At 70.8% G+C, this 20,349-nt stretch carries 18 protein-coding genes; 13 read left to right on the forward strand and 5 right to left on the reverse strand.

What is annotated here, in order from left to right; all coding sequences use genetic code 11:
* Positions 1-8: 8 nt before the first annotated feature.
* The 4 genes from ahcY to ACH34R_RS06815 all read left to right on the forward strand — a co-directional run bounded on the left by ahcY (position 9) and on the right by ACH34R_RS06815 (position 5,799).
* Positions 9-1,439, forward strand: coding sequence for an adenosylhomocysteinase (gene ahcY / locus ACH34R_RS06800; protein WP_397560410.1), 1,431 nt, complete (start codon positions 9-11; stop codon positions 1,437-1,439).
* A gap of 22 nt (positions 1,440-1,461) precedes the next feature.
* A complete protein-coding gene (locus ACH34R_RS06805) occupies positions 1,462-2,700 on the forward strand; it encodes an adenosylhomocysteinase (protein ID WP_397560411.1) in 1,239 nt (412 codons plus the stop codon).
* A gap of 1,151 nt (positions 2,701-3,851) precedes the next feature.
* Complete coding sequence (locus ACH34R_RS06810) at positions 3,852-5,060, forward strand: helix-turn-helix domain-containing protein (protein WP_397560412.1); 1,209 nt, start codon at positions 3,852-3,854, stop codon at positions 5,058-5,060.
* Between the two features lie 55 nt (positions 5,061-5,115).
* Positions 5,116-5,799 (forward strand): hypothetical protein, encoded by a 684-nt coding sequence (locus tag ACH34R_RS06815; RefSeq protein ID WP_397560413.1) that lies wholly within the window; start codon positions 5,116-5,118, stop codon positions 5,797-5,799.
* Here the strand turns inward: ACH34R_RS06815 and ACH34R_RS06820 are convergent.
* Positions 5,770-7,440 carry a DUF2079 domain-containing protein gene (locus tag ACH34R_RS06820; RefSeq protein ID WP_397560414.1) on the reverse strand — a complete coding sequence of 557 codons (1,671 nt, stop codon included), beginning with the start codon at positions 7,438-7,440 and terminating at the stop codon, positions 5,770-5,772. The two genes, ACH34R_RS06815 and ACH34R_RS06820, sit on opposite strands and share 30 nt — an antisense overlap.
* A gap of 182 nt (positions 7,441-7,622) precedes the next feature.
* Entirely contained in the window at positions 7,623-9,698 is a 2,076-nt protein-coding gene (locus ACH34R_RS06825) for an alpha-N-acetylglucosaminidase (protein WP_397560415.1), read from the reverse strand.
* Positions 9,699-9,813: 115 nt separating this feature from the next.
* On the opposite strand from ACH34R_RS06825, the gene ACH34R_RS06830 reads away from it, so the two are divergent.
* Positions 9,814-10,443: a TetR/AcrR family transcriptional regulator gene (locus ACH34R_RS06830; RefSeq protein WP_397560416.1), complete on the forward strand. Its 630-nt coding sequence runs from the start codon at positions 9,814-9,816 to the stop codon at positions 10,441-10,443.
* Between the two features lie 2 nt (positions 10,444-10,445).
* Complete coding sequence (locus ACH34R_RS06835) at positions 10,446-11,705, forward strand: MFS transporter (RefSeq protein WP_397560417.1); 1,260 nt, start codon at positions 10,446-10,448, stop codon at positions 11,703-11,705.
* Between the two features lie 14 nt (positions 11,706-11,719).
* On the opposite strand, the gene ACH34R_RS06840 is transcribed toward ACH34R_RS06835, so the two are convergent.
* The 3 genes from ACH34R_RS06840 to ACH34R_RS06850 form a co-directional block, all read right to left on the reverse strand.
* Positions 11,720-11,986, reverse strand: a complete 267-nt coding sequence (locus ACH34R_RS06840) for a hypothetical protein (RefSeq protein ID WP_397560418.1) — start codon at positions 11,984-11,986, stop codon at positions 11,720-11,722.
* Positions 11,987-12,079: 93 nt separating this feature from the next.
* A complete protein-coding gene (locus ACH34R_RS06845) occupies positions 12,080-13,462 on the reverse strand; it encodes a PTS transporter subunit EIIC (protein WP_397560419.1) in 1,383 nt (460 codons plus the stop codon).
* A gap of 36 nt (positions 13,463-13,498) precedes the next feature.
* On the reverse strand, positions 13,499-14,239 hold the full coding sequence (locus tag ACH34R_RS06850) for a GntR family transcriptional regulator (RefSeq protein ID WP_111171512.1): 741 nt from the start codon (positions 14,237-14,239) through the stop codon (positions 13,499-13,501).
* A 146-nt stretch (positions 14,240-14,385) separates the two neighbouring features.
* Between ACH34R_RS06850 and ACH34R_RS06855 the strand changes: the two genes are divergently transcribed.
* From ACH34R_RS06855 to ACH34R_RS06885, 7 genes are all read left to right on the forward strand, one after another.
* Complete coding sequence (locus tag ACH34R_RS06855) at positions 14,386-15,420, forward strand: SIS domain-containing protein (protein WP_397560420.1); 1,035 nt, start codon at positions 14,386-14,388, stop codon at positions 15,418-15,420.
* Between the two features lie 76 nt (positions 15,421-15,496).
* Positions 15,497-15,745 (forward strand): glucose PTS transporter subunit EIIB, encoded by a 249-nt coding sequence (locus ACH34R_RS06860; protein ID WP_111171517.1) that lies wholly within the window; start codon positions 15,497-15,499, stop codon positions 15,743-15,745.
* Positions 15,746-15,781: 36 nt separating this feature from the next.
* Positions 15,782-16,231, forward strand: coding sequence for a PTS glucose transporter subunit IIA (locus ACH34R_RS06865; protein WP_397560421.1), 450 nt, complete (start codon positions 15,782-15,784; stop codon positions 16,229-16,231).
* Positions 16,232-16,349: 118 nt separating this feature from the next.
* On the forward strand, positions 16,350-16,994 hold the full coding sequence (locus tag ACH34R_RS06870; protein ID WP_111171515.1) for an HAD family phosphatase: 645 nt from the start codon (positions 16,350-16,352) through the stop codon (positions 16,992-16,994).
* A gap of 33 nt (positions 16,995-17,027) precedes the next feature.
* Complete coding sequence (locus tag ACH34R_RS06875; RefSeq protein WP_111171518.1) at positions 17,028-17,285, forward strand: HPr family phosphocarrier protein; 258 nt, start codon at positions 17,028-17,030, stop codon at positions 17,283-17,285.
* A gap of 5 nt (positions 17,286-17,290) precedes the next feature.
* Positions 17,291-18,982, forward strand: coding sequence for a phosphoenolpyruvate--protein phosphotransferase (gene ptsP / locus ACH34R_RS06880; protein WP_397560422.1), 1,692 nt, complete (start codon positions 17,291-17,293; stop codon positions 18,980-18,982).
* A gap of 29 nt (positions 18,983-19,011) precedes the next feature.
* Positions 19,012-20,346 (forward strand): glycoside hydrolase family 3 protein, encoded by a 1,335-nt coding sequence (locus ACH34R_RS06885; protein ID WP_397560423.1) that lies wholly within the window; start codon positions 19,012-19,014, stop codon positions 20,344-20,346.
* Positions 20,347-20,349: the final 3 nt, after the last annotated feature.

Raw genomic sequence — 20,349 nt, forward strand, 5'->3', positions numbered from 1 at the left:
GGAATGACATGGACTTCAAGGTGGCCGACCTGTCGCTTGCCGCCTTCGGGCGCAAGGAGATCCACCTCGCCGAGCACGAGATGCCCGGCCTCATGGCCGTCCGCCGTGAATACGCGGGCAGCAAGCCGCTGCGCGGCGCGCGGATCATGGGATCGCTGCACATGACGATCCAGACCGCCGTGCTCATCGAGACCCTGGTCGAGCTCGGCGCCGACGTCCGCTGGGTGAGCTGCAACATCTTCTCCACCCAGGACCACGCCGCCGCGGCCACGGTCGTCGGGCCGGACGGCACCGTCGACGACCCCAAGGGCGTGCCGGTGTTCGCCTGGAAGGGCGAGACGCTGGAGGAGTACTGGTGGTGTACCGAGCAGGCGCTGAGCTGGCCGGACGGCGCGGGCCCCAACATGATCCTCGACGACGGCGGTGACGCCACGCTGCTCGTCCACAAGGGCGCGGAGTACGAGAAGGCGGGCGCGGTCCCGACCGCCGACGCCGACGACCCCGAAGAGTGGAAGATCATCCTGGACACTCTCCGCCGGTCCATCGAGACGAGCCCCGGCAAGTGGACCGCCACCGCCGAGGCGATCAAGGGCGTGACCGAGGAGACCACCACCGGCGTGCACCGCCTGTACGAGATGCACAAGAACGGCACGCTGCTCTTCCCGGCGATCAACGTCAACGACTCGGTGACCAAGTCGAAGTTCGACAACAAGTACGGCTGCCGCCACTCCGTGATCGACGGCCTGAACCGCGCCACCGACGTGCTGATCGGCGGCAAGGTCGCGGTCGTCTGCGGCTACGGCGACGTCGGCAAGGGCTGCGCCGAGGCGCTGCGCGGCCAGGGCGCGCGGGTGGTCATCACCGAGATCGACCCGATCTGCGCCCTCCAGGCCGCGATGGACGGCTACCAGGTCACCACTCTGGAGGAGATCGTCGGCCAGGCCGACATCTTCGTCAGCGCCACCGGCAACTTCAACATCATCACGGCCGAGCACATGGCCGCGATGAAGCACCAGGCCATCGTGTCCAACATCGGCCACTTCGACAACGAGATCGACATGGCGGGCCTGGCCAAGCTGCCCGGCATCAAGCGCAACAACATCAAGCCGCAGGTCGACGAGTGGATCTTCGCCGACGGGCACTCCGTCATCGTGCTGGCCGAAGGCCGCCTGATGAACCTGGGCTGCGCCACCGGCCACCCCTCGTTCGTGATGTCCAACTCCTTCACCAACCAGGTGATCGCCCAGATCGAGCTGTTCACCAAGACCGACGCCTACCCGCTGGGCGTCTACACCCTGCCCAAGCACCTCGACGAGAAGGTCGCCCGGCTGCACCTCGACGCCCTCGGGGTCAAGCTGACCACGCTCACCAAGGCGCAGGCGGAGTACATCGGGGTCGACGTCGAAGGCCCCTACAAGTCCGACCACTACCGCTACTGAGTCATCCGGCGGTCGGTGCGCAGTGGAGATCTCCGGGGAGGCCGGCGAGCGGCGGATCGAGTGGGCCGCCCGCGCCATGCCGGTACTGCGGGCGGTCGGCGAACGCTTCGCCGCCGAGCGCCCGCTCGACGGCATGCGGATCGCCGCCTGCCTGCACGTGACCGCTGAGACCGCGGTGCTGATGGGGGCGTTGCGGGCGGGCGGGGCGCAGATCGCCCTGGCCGCGTCCAACCCGCTCTCCACCCAGGACGACGTGGCGGCGGCGCTGGCGGAGTACGGCGTCGCCGTGTACGCGCGGGCCGGAGTCGATCGCGAGACCTACTACCGGCACATCAGCCAGGCGCTGGACATCGCCCCGGAGATCGTCCTGGACGACGGCTGCGACCTGGTCAACACTCTGCACACCGAACGCCTCGAACTGCTGCCCGGGGTCACCGGCGGCTGCGAGGAGACCACCACCGGCATCATCAGGCTTCGCCAGATGGCCGCCGAGGAGGCCCTGCGCTTCCCGGTGGTCGCGGTCAACGACACCCGCACCAAGCGGATGTTCGACAACCGGTACGGCACCGGCCAGTCCACCCTCGACGGGATCATGCGCGCCACCAACACGCTGCTGGCGGGCAAGACGGTGGTCGTGGCCGGGTTCGGGTACTGCGGCCGGGGCGTCGCCGAACGTGCCCGGGGGCTCGGCGCGCGGGTGATCGTCACCGAGATCGACCCGGTCAAGGGGCTGGACGCGACCTTGCAGGGGTACGAGGTCCAGCCGATGGCGGTGGCCGCCGAGCGCGGCGACGTGTTCATCACCGTCACCGGCAACCGGGACGTGATCCGCGCCGAGCACCTCGCGACCATGAAGGACGGCGCGATCCTCGCCAACGCGGGGCATTTCGACATCGAGATCGACGTACGCGCCTTGGAGGACCTGGCCGAGGCGGTCCATCCGGGGGTGCGGCCCAACACGGACGAGTACGTGCTGGCCGACGGCCGCCGCCTGCTGCTGCTCGCGGAGGGCCGCCTGGTCAACCTGACGGCCGCCGAGGGACATCCGGCGGCGGTCATGGACATGTCCTTCGCGGCCCAGGCGCTCGCGGTGACCTGGCTGGCGCGCGAACGCGTCCGGCTGGTGCCGGGGGTGTACGACGTGCCGCCGGAGATCGACACCGAGGTCGCCCGGCTGAAGCTCGCGGCGGCCGGCATCGAGGTCGACACCCTCACCCCCGACCAGGAAACCTACCTCCACTCCTGGCGCACCGGCTCCTAACCCCCCAGTGGCCTACGCCCCAACGCCCAATGGCCCGCGCTCCCGCGCGTCGCCTCAAGCCGCGCTCCCGCGCGGCAAGGGCCTCGCTCCGCTCGGACGCCTTCCCCAAGCCGGGCTTCGCCCGGCGCTAGCGCCCCCGCTGGACACGTTCCCAACCTTCCTCCTGAGACACTTGCTTCGCTCACCAGACCGATGCCATCTATGGCCTCGCCCCGGGGCGCGTCGGGCTGAGAGCTCGGCAAGTCCAGGCCGTGAGGCGGCACGCACAATATGGCGGATCCGGACGAACATCCTGCGAAGGATGGATTCCGAATGTCGATATCGCTCGACCGCGCGGGGGCAGGGCAGCGGCGTTTTTTACTTACGCCTACGGAGGTTGTCCAGCCCTGTGAGAAAACCGCGCGCCACGCGGCGGTCCGGTCGAGCGTCCGCAGTGGGGCGGATTCCCAATGCCGAAGTCCCCCCGTGGCGCACGGCGCAGCACAAGGGCGCCTTCTACTTACGCATACTGAGGAATCCCTGGCGACCCAGCGCCGCGTGAGGGCCGCGCGCCACAGCCCGGTCCGGTCGTAGCAGGTGTCTCAGAAGGAAGTCTGGGGAAGCGTCGGGCGAGAGGCGCTAGCGCTGGGCGAAGCCTGGCCTAAGGAAGGCGTCCGAGCGGAGCGAGGCCCTTGCCGCGCGGGAGCGCGGGCCGTTGGGCGCAGGCGCGGGGGTGGGCTGTCGGCCTCTGGGCGGTGGCTTTTGGGGGAGGCATCGGCGGCCGTGCTGGGTGCGGCAAGGTGGTACGACGCTTGCGAAACCCGCGCCCTCAGGGGGTGCGGGCTACGGCGCGGGCGCGGGGGAGGAGGGCTTGCCGTACGGCGGGCGGCTCGGTAGACGTGAGTGGGAGCCGCCGTCGCTCTTCTGTCCCGTGCACGGTGGAGGGGCTACGGTATTCGGAATCCACCCCCGCAGGTTACGGCCCGCGCGGCTCGTAAACCGGCGGGCCCTTCATGGATGATTTTTGATGCCAGAGTCTTTGCAGCACGAGGCCGCACAACTCGCAATCAGCACATAGATGAATCTCGTGAGATATAGGAAGGGCCACCTGCCAGTCCACATGCCGGGCGTACGGTGGGCAGTGCTGAATGGAACTCCCCCGAGGTAGGGCCATGTCCAGTCCTGTTGATGATGGCGTGCGGCGGATCGGTGAGAACATTCGTACCGCCCGTCGTGCCCGAGGCATTTCGCTGGAAGCGCTCGCCGGGCTCGTCGGGCGGTCCAAGAGCTGGCTCAGCAAGATCGAGAACGGCAGGATGCGGCTCGACAAGCGCACGGACATCGCGGCGCTCGCCGAAGCTCTGGAGGTGTCCGCCGACTACCTGCTCGGCCAACCGGCGCCGGAGATCCGCCCCAACCACCCCAACCACCCCAACTACAATCTCGCGCGCCTCCAACGCGTTCTGATGGACGCCGGGCCTGGCGACCCGCCCGACGTTCCGGCGCGGTCCGTCGAGGTGCTGCGGACGGTCCTCCAGGAGGTGGATACGGCCCTGCGGCGAGTCGAGTACGGCACGATGACGCGACTGCTGCCCGACCTGATCGGCGAGTTGTACGTGCACACCGCGACCAGTCCCGAGCCGGCGAGAAGTAAAGCGCTGAAGCTGCTGATCCTGGCCTGCGGGTCCGGTGCGGCGATCATGTTCCGGCACCTGGGCGAGGTGAATCTGGCCTACATCAGCGGAGAGCGCGCTCAGCAGGCGGCCGAGCTGCTGGGAGATCCCGTCTGGCGTGGTGCCGCGGCGTTCGGACGCGCGCATGCGCGCGGTTCGGCGAACAAGCCGAGGCCGCTGATGATCACGCCCCGGATCGCTGACGAGGTGGAGCCGCACATAGGCGACGATCGCTTCGCACACCAGGTGCACGGCATGCTCAGGCTCAGCGCCGCCCTCGCGCGGCAGATCCAGGGCGACCACGATGGTGCCGCCGATCAGGCCGGTGAGGCCGCGCGACTCGCCGAGCCCTTGGGGGATGCGCCGGACGCCTTCGAGATGTTCGGCGTGGCCAACGTGGGGGTGTGGCGAACTTCGCTGGCAGTGGAGGCCGGGCGTCCGGGGGAGGCTCTCAAGTACGCCGACAAGGTCGACTCGCGCGCCCTATCGTCCCACACCCGCAGGGCGGTCCTGCTCATGGAGAAGGCCCGCGCGCACGCGATGCTCGACCGAGACGCCGACGCCGTCCGCGAACTGCGAAAGGCCGAGCGGCTTTCCCCGATACGGGTGCACAACGATCCGCTCATCAAAGAGCTGGTGGCCGACATGCTGGGCCGTAGCGGTGGGAGTGACCTGCGCGGCCTGGCCTGGCGGATGGGCCTGATCTGAAGCCGGTTTCCGCGAGGAAACAACTGAGCGTCACAGGATCCTAGCGTTCGGTGACATGAGCATTCCAGGCCGGGGTGGCACCGCCCATCCGATGAGCGGCCATATGACCGTCCCGTACACGATCGCCTACGCAGGCGAGTTGGTGACCGACCCTATCGGGTTCGTACCGTACGCGGGCCGGATGCGGTTGTCCTACCTGTCGCCTCGCCCCAACGACTGGGTGGACCCGTACGCGGGACGGCTGGGCAGCGTGGGCGGCATTCTCCGCGCCCGGACCCGTGATCTCCGGGACCGGCCGGACCGGCGCGGTCCCGCGCAGATGCGCAAGCTCAACACGCGGCGGCAGTGGCGATCGATGGACAGACTGCTCTGCCAGGTCTGCGGTGTTCCGGCGACAGATCCGGAGAGCGGGCTGGTTCCGTGGGCGTTGACCTCGACCGTGTTCGAACGCACCGGTCCGGACACCGGGCGTACCAACGCACCCCCGACCTGCTGGAGTTGCATCCCCAAGGTCGTGGCGGAATGCCCCATGCTGCGCCGGGACTTCGCCCTTTACACCGTGACCACGGTCAGACCGGCCGGGGTGCTGGCGGATCTGTACCGCCCCGGTGTGGCGCGCGGGCCGGAGCCTGCCGGGCACAACCTCTTCGTGGCCTGGGACGACTTCCGGTACCACCGGTACGCGCTGGCCGTCGCGCAGGTGGTCGAACTACACGGTATGAGACCGATCGCGCCTTAGCTGCTCTGTTGCGTGATCAGGCTTCGGACATGAGCCGACGGGATCGTCGGCCCGGCCTAGGGAAGGCGTCCGAGCGGAGCGAGGCCCTTGCCGCGCGGGAGCGCGGGCCGTTGGGCGCAGGCGCGGGGGCCATTTGCCGTGTCGGAGGTTGCAAGATGGCGGCTTACCGCTGGTTTCGGTCGGAGGCCCGGAGCGGAGGGGCGATCTACGGGGGCCGGGATCGGCACATGCCACTGGGGCGCAGAGGACGACGTAGCCGTCAGAGGAGAACACTTTGCGGTAACCGCGCACGACGAGGTCGGCGACATCTGTGGCCTGAGCGTCGATCGATGGGAAATGCGGTTGTTTCGCGATGAGATCCGCGAGGACCCAAGGGGCGCGCTGGGGCCGCGCGGCCGTTTTGGCGGCCCAGGCCACGACGCGTGTTCTTGGTGAAATGTGCGGGCCCAGCGTATTGGCGGCCTCCACGAGGACGCCGTCCGGGATCGCGGCCATCGCTGCTTCGGCGGCCGGGGCGCGGGCCGGGGTTCGGTACCAGGCGGGGGAGAAGAGGTTCGCGAACGGGAAGAACGGTACTGTCGCCATCATCGCGACCATTAGTGCTTGGGGTGCGTAGCGGCCGGATAATCGGAAGATCGGGTGCCGGACGCGGCGACGAAGCCGGGCGAGGCCGTCCACGGCGGCGCACACGAGCGCCATGACGACGGCGGAATTGTAGTGAAAGCCGGTGCCCCACCAGCCGGCCGCGCCCTGGTCGGTGGCCAGCATCCGAAGCGCCAGAACCGAGATGGAAGCGAGGACGTACGGGGAGAAGAGGGAGAGGCATAACAGCGGGCCGATCAGTAACAGCACCGTCCATACTTTGGTGCCGGGGGTCACCAAAACGTGTAATGCATCGCCCGGATGGCTCAGAATACGGATCACCGCTTCTGACAGGGTGTCACCCAAAGCCGAGTAGTACCAATAGCGCCCGGCGCCGCCGCCGAATGCCGGGATCACGACCTGGGTGGCGAGGTACGTCTGTAAGAGACCACCGCATAACAGCGCGAGCCCGGGCTTGCGATGCTCTCGCGTGAGAACGAACCCGACGCCCAGACCGGCCACGAGGATCCCGATGTCCTCTTTGACCGCCAGCAGCGCGCCCGACGATATCAGGGCGTGCGCGACCTTGCCGGCTTGGATGCGTTCGAAGACGAGTGCGGTCAGCAGTGGCACGAACGCGTACTCATGGAAGTCGAATATCACCGCCTCGGCGATCGGCCACGATATGACGTAGGCGATGCCGAAGAAGTAGGCGGCGGACACCCCCAGAGCCCGGCGGGTGAAGGTCCAGAGCGGCACGACCGCCAGGGCGAACAGCACCGCCTGCGCGACGATCAGCGTCTCGGGGCCGTCATGGAGCAGGTACAGCGGCGCGACCAGTGCCAATATGGGAGAGAAATGGTCGCCCAGTAAGGAGAAGGGCACGCCGGGGGTCTCCCAGTTGCCCTTGACGTCCGAGAGCGGCCCGGTGAGGTTCGCATATCCGCGAACACCCTGATCGAAGATCACCAGGTCGTATATCCCCGACCGGAATCCATACAGGTCGGCCAGTCCCAGCACACAGTTGATGACCGCTCCGGCGAGGACGATCGCGACCACCACCGGGCCGTGGCGCAGTCGGGAGCATGCGCTTGTCACACGTAAATGCAAGGGTTCGCTTTCAGGTCCGTAGTTGTTGATTTCACGCAGGGGAAGGCCGGCCAGAGTTCTGGCCGGCCATGTCCGCCCGGAGATTATCAGCGGCGCGCCGGCGGGGACGCCCTACGAACACAAAAGCGGGGTCAGGGGATTTCGGTGAGGATGGCGAGGGCTACTTCGATGGGGTCGCCGGTGGGGTCGGTGGGGAAGGTTTCGGGGCGGTCGGACCATTCCTGGCCGTGGGTGTTCCACTCCGCGTCGCCATTGGCGAAGAAGGCGGTCCAGCGTTCCTTGTAGTAGCCGCCCATCAGGCCCGCCCAGTCGCGGTTGGCGTACCCGGTGAGGATGGCAGAGTCGGCGTCGCCCCAGACGGTGACCAGGCGTTTGGCGGCGCGTTCCAGTTGGCGGGACTCGGCCTCGTCGGCGCCCCAGCTTCTGGCGTCGCGCAGCCAGCGGCCGAGCAGGAACTCCGGGCGGGTGGCGAGGAGGCGTTCCTGGAGGTCCAGCAGGTGCAGGAAGCGGCGCTGGGCGGCGGGGTCGGACAGTAGGGGGGCCAGGGCGCGGGCGCGGTCGTTGAGCACCTGGCGGGTGATGTCCACCACGTCGTAGCGGTAGGTGTCGGCGTGGCGCAGGCGGGGGGCGGCGGCGAGCAGGCGCCGCCAGGCGGTCTCCACGTCGGCGGGGTCGTAGTGCAGGCGGCGTGGGCCGACGACCGACGCCTGGTCGGGGGAGAGGGAGGGGGTGGCGGCGAGCACGCTGTCGGTGGCCGCGTAGACGTCCAGCTCGCCGGCGACGTCGGGCATGTCGTCGATCTGCGTCTCCAGGGGCGGGCCCCAGTTCGCGTACGCCGACTCGCGCAGCGTACGCCAGGCGGCGAGGGCGTCGGGATCGACCTGGCCGTACCGGGACCACACCCAGCGGGGCAGCCAGGTGTCCAGGTCGATGGGCTCGTCGGTCCAGGTCAGGTCGGCGAACAGGTCCCAGACCACGGGGTTGGTGTCCACCCCCTCGGCCATGTTGGACAGCCCGACGGGGGCCGCCACGGAAGACTCCGCGGCGAAACCGGCCGGGGCGGCGGCGATGTCGGGCAGGGAGCCGTACAGGCCGTGCCGTCCCCCGTAGTTGGGCAGGATGCCGTACGCCCACGGCGTGCCCCAAAAGCCCGACGTCTTCCGCCACACCGTGCCCGTCAGGTCGATGACCAGCGCGCGGGAGCGGTCGATGGCGGCCATCATCTCGGCGCGCGGGTTGCCGGTCCACGCCTGGATGACCCACAGGTAATCGGGGTCGGCCGCGCGCAGCGCGCGTTCGATGCCGGTCGCGGCGTCGGTCAGCGAGGCGCCGCCCAGGATGCCGCCCTCGTGCAGCAGGTCCACCGCCCAGGCGTTGTGGTGGCCGAAACGTTCGCGCTGGTGCCGGTAGAACGCCTCGGCGACGCGGGCGTAGGCGGGCGTGGAGGTGTCGAGCCAGTCGGGCCGTTGCGGGCCGGCGACGTCCATGAACCACTTGCCCTGCGGGACGGTGCGCGCGCCGGGGTTGCGCTCGGCGAAGCCGTCCGGGACCGTGCCGGAAAAGCCGGGCAGGATGGGCCGGATGCCCAGTTCACGCATCCGGCCGAGGACCCGCACGGCCAGCTCGGCCCGCCGTTCGGCCAGGCCGCGCGTGGTGCCGCCGCCGAAGCTGTGGATGTTGTTCAGCCACTGCCACGCCTGGTGGGACGGCGGCACGATCCACTCCAGCAGTTCCCGCTCGGCGTAGCCGAACTCCTGGAACGCCTCCAGCCAGACCAGCTCCTGGCCGAGCGTCAGGTGCGCGGCGTTCACCCCGGAGGCGGCCAGCAGGTCCAGCTCGCGCTCCCACTCCGGCCACCGGTAGAAGGGCGTGGTGTAGCCGCCCACGGTCAGGTTGTAGGCGACCCGGTGGTCGTACGGCGTGGCGGCCCGGATGTGCCGGGCCGGGAGCGGCGCGGCGGCGGGGAGCAGGACGCCCCAGCGGGAGACCTGGCCGTGCGCGACGTCACGCAGGTAGCGGGTGAAGGCGCTCGCCACGGCGACGGGCCCGGTGCCGGCCAGTACGGTCCGGCCGCTGTCCGCCAGCACTTCGTAGCGGTCACGGCCGTCGTCACTGGGGAGCGCGCGGACGTCCAGCTCGCCGGCGAGCGGCCCGGCGAGTCTGCCGATGACGTCCCGCGCGGCACCGGTCCATGGGGCGGCGCTCATAGTCGATCCTCCTGAAAGCCTGACAAAAGTGTCCCAACGGGACAACTAATAGCAGCTCAAAGCTTCACATCCAAGACACTTGTCCCATTGAGACACTTTCGCCTACAGTGCCGCCATGACGGGACTACGTGAGCGCAAGAAGGCCAACACCCGGCGCGCCCTCATCGATGTGGCCCTGCGCCTGTTCGAGGAGCAGGGCTTCGCCGCCACGACCGTCCAGCAGATCGCCGACGAGGTCGTGGTGTCGCGCAAGACGTTCAACCGCTACTTCGCCACCAAGGAGGACGTCGTCCTGGCCCACGAGGAACAGGTGATGGACGACTGGCTGGCGCTGCTGGACTCCCGTCCGGACCATGAGTCCGCCCTCACCGCGCTGCACCGCGCGGCCCGCGACTACTTCACCGACCCCGAACTCGACGAGGCCGAACTCCAACGCCGGTTCAGGGTTCAGGCCCTGATGCACGACAACCCGGCACTCATGGGCGAGAACATGCGCAGGTTCGCGCTGCGCGAGGAACGGCTGGCCCGCCACCTGGCGGACCGATCCTCGATCGGCATCGGCCTGGAGGCCCGGGTGCTCGCCTCGGTCGCCTTCGCCGCCATGCGCGTCGCCCTGCAGGAGTGGGCCGCGGGCTCTTTCGGCGACATCCCGGCCTGCCTGGATCTCCTCGACCGCACCTTCACCAAGCTGGCCGGCGGTCTCGACCTGCCGCCCCGCACAGATCCACCCCGCAAGAAGGAATAAGCATGACCTCCTCGCTCAGCCGGTCCGCGGTTTCGCGCACCGGCCGGCTTCCCCTGCTCCTCGGCGCGATGCTCGCCTTCAACACCGTCGGGTACATCGCCATCACCGCATCCGTCTCGATCCTGCTGCCCACCCAGGTCGCGGCGGCCGACCCCGCGGGCAAGCTGGGCGCGTTCGGCCTGGTGACCGGGATCAGCGCGATCGCCTCCGTCTGCGTGCCGCCGATCGTCGGCGCCTGGTCGGACCGCACCAGGGGCCGCTGGGGACGCCGCTCGCCGTGGTTCCTGGCCGGTGGGATCACCGCCGCCGCGTCGCTGGTGCTGCTCGGCTCGGTCTCCACGGTCACCGGGCTGCTGATCGGGTGGTTCCTGGTCCAGGGCACGGTCAACATCGGCCTCAACATCGTGCTCGCCGTGGTCGCCGACCGGGTGCCCGCGCGCCGCCTCGGGCTGGCCTCCACCCTGAACGGCCTCGGCATCCCGATCGGCGGCGGCATCGGAGTCTGGCTCGGCGCGGCGCTGTCCGGCTCGATCTTCCTGGCCTACTGCCTGCTGGGCGCCGTGTTCCTGGTGGGTTCGCTGGTGATGGCCCTGGTCGCCAGGGAGAGCACGGACGCCGGTACGCCCGCCCCGGCCGCGCGGTCCGGCGGCTCGATCAGAGCGGAGATCGCGGGAGCCCTGGCCAGCCTGCGCACCCGCGACTACGCCTGGGCCTTCGCCGCCCGCGCGGTGATGTTCCTGGGGTACTTCACGGCCAGCTCGTTCAGCCTGTACGCGCTGACCGACTACATCCGGCTGCCCGCCGGGCTCGCACCGGCCGCCGCGACCGCCACCAGCACCACCCTCACCACCGGCTGCCTGGTCGTGGGCATGCTGATCATGGGGCCGCTGGCCGACCGGCTGGACCGCCGCAAGCTGTTCGTGCTGCTGTCCTCGCTGCTGATCACCGTCGCGACCGTGCTGCCGCTGGTCTCCCCGACCTGGGACGCGCAACTGGCCTCGGCCGTCCTCAGCGGCATCGGCTTCGGCACCTACCTGTCGGTGGACCAGGCGCTGGTCACGCTGGTACTGCCGGCCGCCGACGGCGCCGGGCGCGACCTCGGCGTCTTCCACATCGCGCTCAACGCGCCGCAGGTCGTCGCGCCCTTCGCCGCCGCCTTCGTGGTGAGCGGCCTCGGCGGCTACCCGGCCCTGTACGCCGTCGGCGGCCTGCTGGCGCTGGCCGGATCGCTACTGGTGGTGCCGATCCGGTCGGTCCGCTGAGCCACGCTCGGGCATCAGGGCCAGGTCGGCCACGAGGGCGGGGCCTCCGTCTCGGCCGCGTAGCGTTCGGCCCGCTGAACACAGTCGGGACAGACCGGCTTCTCGACCGCCCTGGTCACCTCCTCCGCGCTGGGCTCGCGCCGCGTGCCCAGCGCGGAGAAGCCCGGCGGCAGGCCGGTCTGCGGATCGACCGCGAACATGACGACCTCCCCGGGATCGAAGCGGAACGCGCGTCCGCACGCGTAACACGGGCCGATCTGCGGAATCTGCTCCTCTGCCATGACGTCCAGACTGGCAGCTCGCGCGAATACCGGCGAGGGGGTGCGGTCCCGGACGCCCATGGAGGTGGGGGAGGGGGAGCGTCCGGGACCGCTTTAGGGGGAAGGTCTTCGAGGGACCCCTCGGGGGGAGGGGCACGTGGGCAGGGCCGCCGATTTGCCGCCGGGGGCGGCGGTCTCGCCCGCGTCAAGGTCGGAGTCCGGCTCGCGGCCGGGGGTCATGATGTTCAGCTTCCTGATCAGGAAGCTGAAGATCAAGTAGTACCCGATGCCGTAGATCACCCCTAGGCCCATGATCAGCCAGAAGTTGTTCGTGTTCGACTTGGAGGCGTTGAGCAGCGCGTCGATCAGCCCGGCGGAGAAGCCGAAACCGAGCCAGCCGTCCATCGCCGCGGTCAGCGCCATCGACACGCCGGTCAGTACGGCGTGCGCGATGAACAGCGCGGGCGCGACGAAGATGAACGCGAACTCGATGGGCTCGGTGATCCCGGTCACGAAGGAGATCAGCGCGGCGGAGATCATGATGCTGCCCACCGTCCCGCGGCGGTGCGGCGGCGCGGCCCGCCAGATGGCCAGCGCGGCGGCCGGCAGGCCGAACATCATCACCGGGAAGAACCCGGCCATGAACTCCCCGGAGCCGACGTGCCCGGCGAAGTAGCAGTACTGGTCGCCCGCCGCGTTGGCGACGGTGCCCTCGACCCCGGCCGTGCACTCCGGGACCACGTACCACACGATCGAGTTGAGGAAGTGGTGCAGCCCGAGCGGGATCAGGAACCGGTTGAACAGCCCGTACAGGCCCGCCCCGACCGTCGAGTTGGTGGCCAGCCAGTCGCCGAAGGAGCTGATCGCGTCGCCGATCGGCGGCCAGATCAGGCCGAAGACGACCCCGAACACCAGCCCGGCCAGCGAGGTCAGGATCGGGACGAACCTGCGCCCGCCGAAGAACGCCAGCCAGGCGGGGAGCTTGGTCCGGTAGAACCGCTGCCACAGCAGCGCGGTCACCACACCCATCAGTATGCCGCCGAGCACGCGCGTGGGGTTGGCCGAGGCCAGGTTGATCATGTCCACGGAGGTGTTGTCCGCGCCCATCACCCGCTGTGACACCTGGGGCCGCAGGTCGGACTCGAAGAACATCAGCTTGGTGATCCGGTCGAACACCAGGTACCCGATCACGGCGGCCAGCGCGGTCGAGCCGTCCGCCCGGCGCGCGAAGCCGACCGCGACCCCGACCGCGAAGAGCAGCGGCAGCGCGTCGAACAGCGATTCGCCCGCGCCGCGGATGATCACGGCGATCCGGTCCATCGTCGCGTTGTCCGTGCGGCCGAGCAGGTCGTCCTGGCCCAGCCGCATCAGGATCGCGGCGGCGGGCAGCGCCGCGATGGGCAGCATCAGCGAGCGGCCGATCCGGGACAGGGCGCCCATGAGCGCCGACTGTGGCGCGGACGAGGCGGGGAGGCCCGCGTCCGAAGTGGAGCTCATCGGGGGTTCCTCCTGGGGGTCGGTTGGGGAGGAGAGTCAGCTGCGCCGCTGCGGGATTTCCAGCACGGTGCGGAGCTGGTAGCGGTCGGCGCGGTAGGTCGAGACCCCGAGTTCGGCGCAGACGCCGCCGGCGAAGGAACGACGCTGGAGGAGCAGCACGGCGCCGCCCCGGGGGAGCTTCAGCAGGTCGGCGTCGCCGGGATCGGCGATGCCGCCGTCGATGGTCAGCTCGCCGCCGTCCAGGATGAGGCCGTAGCGGGATTCGAGCAGGCTGTAGAGCGAGCGGTTGGCGAGGTCGTGGGCGGAGAGGTCGGGGGCCAGGGCGACCGGGATGTGCGAGCGGTCGATGCTCAGCGGCTCGCCGTCGGCCAGCCGCAGGCGCTCGATGAAGTGGACCTCGTCGCCGGGCTGGATGCCCAGTTCCCGGGCCAGGTGGGCGCTCGCGCGCACGATCCGCCGGTCGAGGTCGCGAGATCCGGGCTCCAGGCCGCGGGCGCGCATGTCGTCGCTGAAGGAGGTGAGCCGGATCGCCATCTCGATCTTCGGGCGGGCCACGAAGGTGCCCTTGCCCGCGACCCGGTGCAACCGGCCCTCGGAGACGAGGTGATCGACCGCCTGCCGTACCGTCATCCGGGACAGGCCGAACCGCTGGCACAGCTCCCGCTCGGAGGGGATGGCCGCGCCGATGGGCAGCTCGTCGCTCTCGATCAGGTCCAGGAGGATTTCGCGAAGCTGGAAGTACTTCGGCACCGGGCTGTCCGGGTCGATCTCCGCCACGAAGCCTCCCCTCGATCGATGCGGGTGGCATGAGTTATGGTTCGTACTGGTCTAGTCCGGACTAGACCACATGCTGGATTTGGGTGTCAACGCATCGTCCGGCGACGGATCCATAACAGGCCGATCTCAAGGAGACTGGGCGGAAGATGACGACCTTTATGCGCAGGGAGATCGGCGAGCAGCCGGCGGCGTTGCGGGCCACCCTCGACGCGCTGCTCCCGATGGTCGGCGCGGTGGAGCGGGTGGCCGAAGGCACTCGGCAGACCCTCTTCATCGCCCGTGGCACCTCCGACAACGCCGCGGTGTACGGCCGGTACCTCACCGAGGCCCGCACCGGGCGGCTGGCCACGCTCGCCGCGCCCTCCATCGCCACGACCTACAAGCGCAAGGTCGACCTGGACGGCGTGCTCGCGGTCGGGCTGTCCCAGTCGGGCCGCACCGAGGAGATCGTCGAGACCCTGGCCTGGGCCAAGGACTGCGGGGCCAAGACCGTCGCGATCACCAACGGCGGGCCGCAGAGTCCGCTCGCCGAGGCCGCGGACCTGGCGCTGTGCACCGAGGCCGGCGAGGAGAAGGCCGTCCCGGCCACCAAGACCTACACCACGCAACTGGCCGCGATCGCGGTGCTGGCCCTCGGCCTGGGGGCCGACGTGGACGCCGCCGACCTCGACCGTGTGCCCGACGCCGTGGCCAAGCTGATCGACGACCCGGGCGACCTGGAGTCCGTCGTGGCGGGCCTCGCGGGCAAGCCCGGCGTGGTGGTGTCGGGGCGCGGCCTCGCGTTCTCCACCGCCCTGGAGACCGCGCTGAAGCTCAAGGAGGCGTGCTACCTGCATGCCATGGGCCTGTCCTACGCCGACCTGCTGCACGGCCCGATCGCCGTGGTGGACGAGGACACCCCGGCCATCCTGGTCGCGGCCGGCGAGGGGCCGACGCTGGCGGGCACCGTGGCCCTGGCCGAGCGGGTCACCGGCGCGGGCGCGGCGGCGTACGGCATCGGCGGCGGCGACGGCCTGGCGCGGGCCTCCACCGCCGCGCTGAACGGCCCGGACCTGCCGGAGTGGGTGGCCCCGCTCGGGCTGATCGTCCCCGGCCAGTTGCTCACCGAGGCGCTGGCCCGCAGGCTTGGCTTCGACCCTGACGCGCCACGCGGTCTGAAGAAGGTCACGCAAACCGACTGACGACCCCCTGGCCGTGCTGCGCGCTTTCCGCCGGGTCACTTCGTTTAGCCTGGTCACGGACAACGAGGAGGATGCCATGGCGGCAGACGCCGAGGCGATCATCGCCGGTCTCGGTGGTGCGGAGAACATCATCGAGATCGAGCCGTGCATCACTCGACTGCGCACGGAGGTCCGGGACGCCTCGAAGGTGGACACGGCGGCGTTGCGCGCCGCCGGGGCCCACGGTGTCATGACGGCGGGCAAGATCGTCCAGGTCGTCGTAGGGCCGGAGGCCGACACGATAGCCAGCGACATCGAGGAAGTCATCGAGGACACCATCGAGTGACCTCGCGGGCTCGGCTGACGAAGGGCGAGGGGTCGCATGAGCACCACCGTTCGCGCTCCGGTGGCGGGCTCGGCCGCCCCGCTCTCGACCGTGCCCGACCCGGTTTTCTCGGCGGGCATGGTCGGTCCGGGCCTGGCGATCGACCCGCCGCGTGCCCCGCTCGTCTCGGTCGCGCCCATCGACGGCAAGATCATGAAGTTGCACCCGCACGCCTTCGTCATCGTCGGCGACGACGGCAGAGGGGTGCTGGTGCATCTGGGCATCGACACCGTACAGCTCCGGGGGGCGGGTTTTTCGGTGCTGGCCACCGAGGGGGCCCGGATCAGGGCGGGGGAGCCCGTGGTGGCGTGGGATCCGGCGGCGGTCGAGGCCGGCGGGCGTTCGCCGGTCTGCCCGGTGGTCGCGCTGGACGCCCCGGCGGGCGCGGTGGTGCCGCTGGCCCATGGCACGATCGAGGCGGGCGACGCCCTGTTCGACTGGGCCTGACAGGGGCGTGAGCCCCTGACATGGGCCTCAGACGGGCACCGGCGGGCAGGGCCCGCGTGACAGCGAGCACAGGACGAGCACTCAGGACGAGCACTCAGGACGAGCACGGAAGGCGAGTATGAAGGCCGCGCTCTTCGACCTCGACGGCACCCTGATCAACACGGAGGTGCGCAGCCTGGCCCTCTACGAGCTGCTGTTCGTCAACAACCGGGTCGCCTACGACAAGGCCCTGCTGCGCGCCTTCATGGGCCGGCGGCTGCGCGACGTGCTGGGCGAGATGCCCGCGCTGTTCCCCGGCCGCAGCGTCGATGACCTCATCGGCGAACTGTTCTCCTACGAGGACCACGCCGGACTGCCGGAGATCGTGCCGGTGCCCGGGGCCGCCGAGCTGGTCGGCGCGGTCGCCGAGCACGGCTCGCCGATCGCCGTGGTCACCTCGGCGATGCGCTGGTGGGCGGAGAAGCGGCTGCGCGAGGTCGGCGTACGCGACCACGTACACGCCATCGTCGCCGCCGAGGACGTCGAGGTCGGCAAGCCCGACCCTTCGGGCTACCTGCAAGGGGCCCGCCTGCTCGACGCCCACCCCGCCGAGTGCGTCGCCTTCGAGGACTCCGCGGCCGGGGTCGCCGCCGCCAAGGCGGCGGGCATGACCTGCGTGGCCGTGGCGACCACCCACCCCCACGAGGAACTGACCGGCGCCGACCTCATCGTCACCGACCTCACCGCCGTCACCTGGCCGCCCGGCGCGGGCCCGGACGGCTGAGCAATGAAAGATCAATCCGAAGGAGTGGAGAACGTGGCAGAACGCAGGGTCACCGTCATGGCGGAGGTCGGGCTGCACGCCCGGCCCGCCGCGACGTTCGTGCAGACGGCGGCCAAGGCGAACCTTGACGTCACCGTGGGCAAGCTCGGCGGCCAGCCGGTGAACGCCAAGAGCATCCTGTCGGTGCTGGCCCTGGACGTGCGCCAGGGCGAGACCATCGTGATCAAGGCCGACGGCGAGGGGGCCGACGAGGTGCTGGACACCCTGGTCGCCATCGCCGCCGCGCCCTGACGCCGATGGACGGCACGACGGCGCTGTCCGGCACGGGCGTCAGCCCCGGCATCGGCTTCGGCCCGGTCCACCTGCTGGTGGTGGAGGTCCCCGAACCGCCGGTCGGCGCACGGCACGACGGAGACGCCGAAACCGAACGGACCCGAGTCCACAACGCGCTCGAACAGGTCGCCGCCGACCTTGAGGCGCGCGGCGAGACGGCGGGCGGCGAGGCCCAGGCCGTGCTGTCGGCGCAGGCCATGATGGCCCGCGACCCGGCGCTGGCCGAGGTCGTGGACACCGCGATCGGCCAGGGCACCGCGGGCGCCCGCGCGGTGTACGACGCCTTCGGCGGCTACCGCGACGCGCTGGCCGCGGCCGGGGGCTACCTGGCCGAACGCGCCGCCGATCTCGACGACGTGCGCGACCGGGCGATCGCCGTGCTCACCGGGCAGCCGATGCCCGGCGTGCCCGAGGGTGGCGGCGAGCCGTTCGTCCTGGTCGCCCGCGACCTCGCGCCCGCCGACACCGCGCTGCTCTCGCGCGAGGTGGTGGCCGCGTTCGTGACCGAGGAGGGCGGCCCGACCAGCCACACCGCGATCCTGGCCCGCGCGCTCGGCGTGCCCGCCGTGGTGGCCTGCCCGGGCGCGACCGGCATCAAGGCCGGCACCCCGGTGCTCGTGGACGGCGCGACCGGCATCGTGCGCGCCGACCCGCCGGCCGACGAGGTGGACGTCGCGCGCAAGGCCGACGAGGCCCGGCAGGCGGTACTGGCCGCGGCCACCGGCCCCGGGATGACCGCCGACGGGCGTCCGGTGCCGCTGCTGGCCAACATCGGCGGCCCCGCCGACCTGCCCGCGGCGCTCGCCGCCGGGGCGGAGGGCGTGGGGCTCTACCGCACGGAGTTCCTGTTCCTGGACCGGGCGCAGGCTCCCGGCGAGGAGGAGCAGTACGCCGCCTACCGCGAGGTCCTGGACGCCTTCCCCGGCGGCCGGGTGATCGTCCGCACTCTCGACGCGGGCGCGGACAAGCCGCTCGCGTTCCTGCCGCCGCCCGGCGAGGAGCCCAACCCGGCGCTCGGCGAGCGCGGGCTGCGCATGTTCCGCGCCCACCGGCAGGTGATGGAGACGCAGCTTCGCGCGCTGGCCAGGGCCGCGGGCGACGGCTCGGCCCGGCTCGCGGTGATGGCGCCCATGGTGGCCACCCGTGAGGAGGCCGACTGGTTCGCCAAGGCGTGCCGTACGGCGGGCCTGCCGGAGGCCGGGATCATGATCGAGGTGCCATCGGCCGCGCTGCGCGCCGCCGACCTCGCCCCCGCCGTGGACTTCTTCTCCATCGGCACCAACGACCTGGCCCAGTACGCCTTCGCCGCGGACCGCCAGCTCGGCTCCCTTGGAGCGTTGCAAGATCCCTGGCAGCCGGCGCTGCTGGACCTGATCCACATCGCGGCCACGGCGGCGGTGTCGGCGGGCAAGGGGTGCGGCGTGTGCGGCGAGGCCGCCGCCGATCCGCTGCTGGCCTGCGTTCTGGTGGGGCTGGGGGTCACCTCGCTGTCGATGGGGGCGGCGTCGCTGCCGGCCGTGCGCGCGGCGCTCGCCCGGCACACCACCGACCAGTGCGGCCTGGCCGCGCAGGCGGCGCGGGCGGCCGGTTCGGCCGACGAGGCCAGGGCGGCGGCCCGCACGCAGCTCCCCGGTCTCGCGAGCCTGGCCATGTGATCGGCGGGGCACGCGTTAGCGTTGGAGGCATGGTCCGATTCACGCGTAGGACGAGCCGGTTCGGTGCGGTACTGCTGGCCGGGGTGCTGGCCACGGCCTGCGGTACGGCCTGCGGTACGGCGGGCGGTTCGGCGGGCGGGCGGACGTCCGCACCGGCCGAACCGCCCGCCCCCGCGCCCTCCACGTCCTCGCCGCCGGCATCAGAGCCCGCCCCGACCGGCACCGCCTCGGCGGTGGACCGCACGCTGGCCGGGATGAGCCTTTCCGACAAGGTCGGGCAGCTCTTCATGCCGGTGCTGTACGGGGCCTCGGCCGACGCCTCCTCCGGCGAGAACCAGAGCAGGTACGGCGTGGCCACCCCGGCCAAGGCGATCAAGAAGTACCGCCCCGGCGGCGTGATCGTCTTCCCCTGGGCGGGCAACGTCAAGAGCGTCGCGCAGATCGTCGGCCTGACCAACGGCATGCAGCAGGCGTCGCCGCAGATCCCGCTGCTGGTGGCCGCCGACCAGGAGAACGGCACGGTGTCCCGGCTCGCCCCGCTGGTCACCAAGCTGCCCGCCGCCGCGGTCATCGGAAAGACCGGTGACACCAGCCTGGCCAGGCAGGCCGCCGAGGTCACCGGCACGGAGCTGCGCGCGCTCGGCATCAACCTCGACTTCGCCCCGGTCGCCGACGTCAACATCAACCCGCGCAACCCGGTCATCGGCCCGCGCGCCTACGGCGATGACCCACGGAAGGTGTCCCGCATGGTCGCCGCCGCGGTGCGGGGCTTCCACGACGCCGGGGTGGCCTCGACCGCCAAGCACTTCCCCGGGCACGGCGACACCAACGTCGACAGCCACAGCGGCCTTCCGGTGATCAAGCACACCAAGAGCCAGTGGGCCAAGCTGGACGCGCCGCCGTTCGAGGCCGCCATCAAGGCGGGCGTGGACGCGGTGATGAGCGCGCACGTGGTGATGCCCGAGCTGGACTCCTCGGGCGACCCCTCCACGCTGTCACCGAAGATCCTCACCGGGCTGCTGCGCGAACGGCTCGGCTTCGACGGGGTGGTCTCCACCGACGCGCTGGACATGGCGGGGGTGCGCAAGAAGTACGGCGACGGGGAGGTGGCGGTCCGCGCCGTGCTGGCGGGGGCCGACCTGCTGCTGATGCCGCCCGACCTGCCCGAGGCGCACGCGGCCGTGGTCAAGGCGGTGAAGTCCGGGCGGATCTCGCGGGAGCGGCTGGATGAGTCGGTACGCCGGCTGCTGACGCTCAAGGCCGCGCGCGGGATCCTGGAGAGCGCGCCGCGGGCCGACGCGGCCGAGGCCGAGCGGGTCATCGGCTCGGCCGGGCACCGCAGGGTGGCCCAGCGCATCGCGTAGCAC

Origin of the sequence: Spongiactinospora sp. 9N601, assembly GCF_044326295.1 — a bacterium.
In the GTDB taxonomy this organism is placed as follows: Bacteria; Actinomycetota; Actinomycetes; order Streptosporangiales; family Streptosporangiaceae; genus Spongiactinospora; species Spongiactinospora gelatinilytica.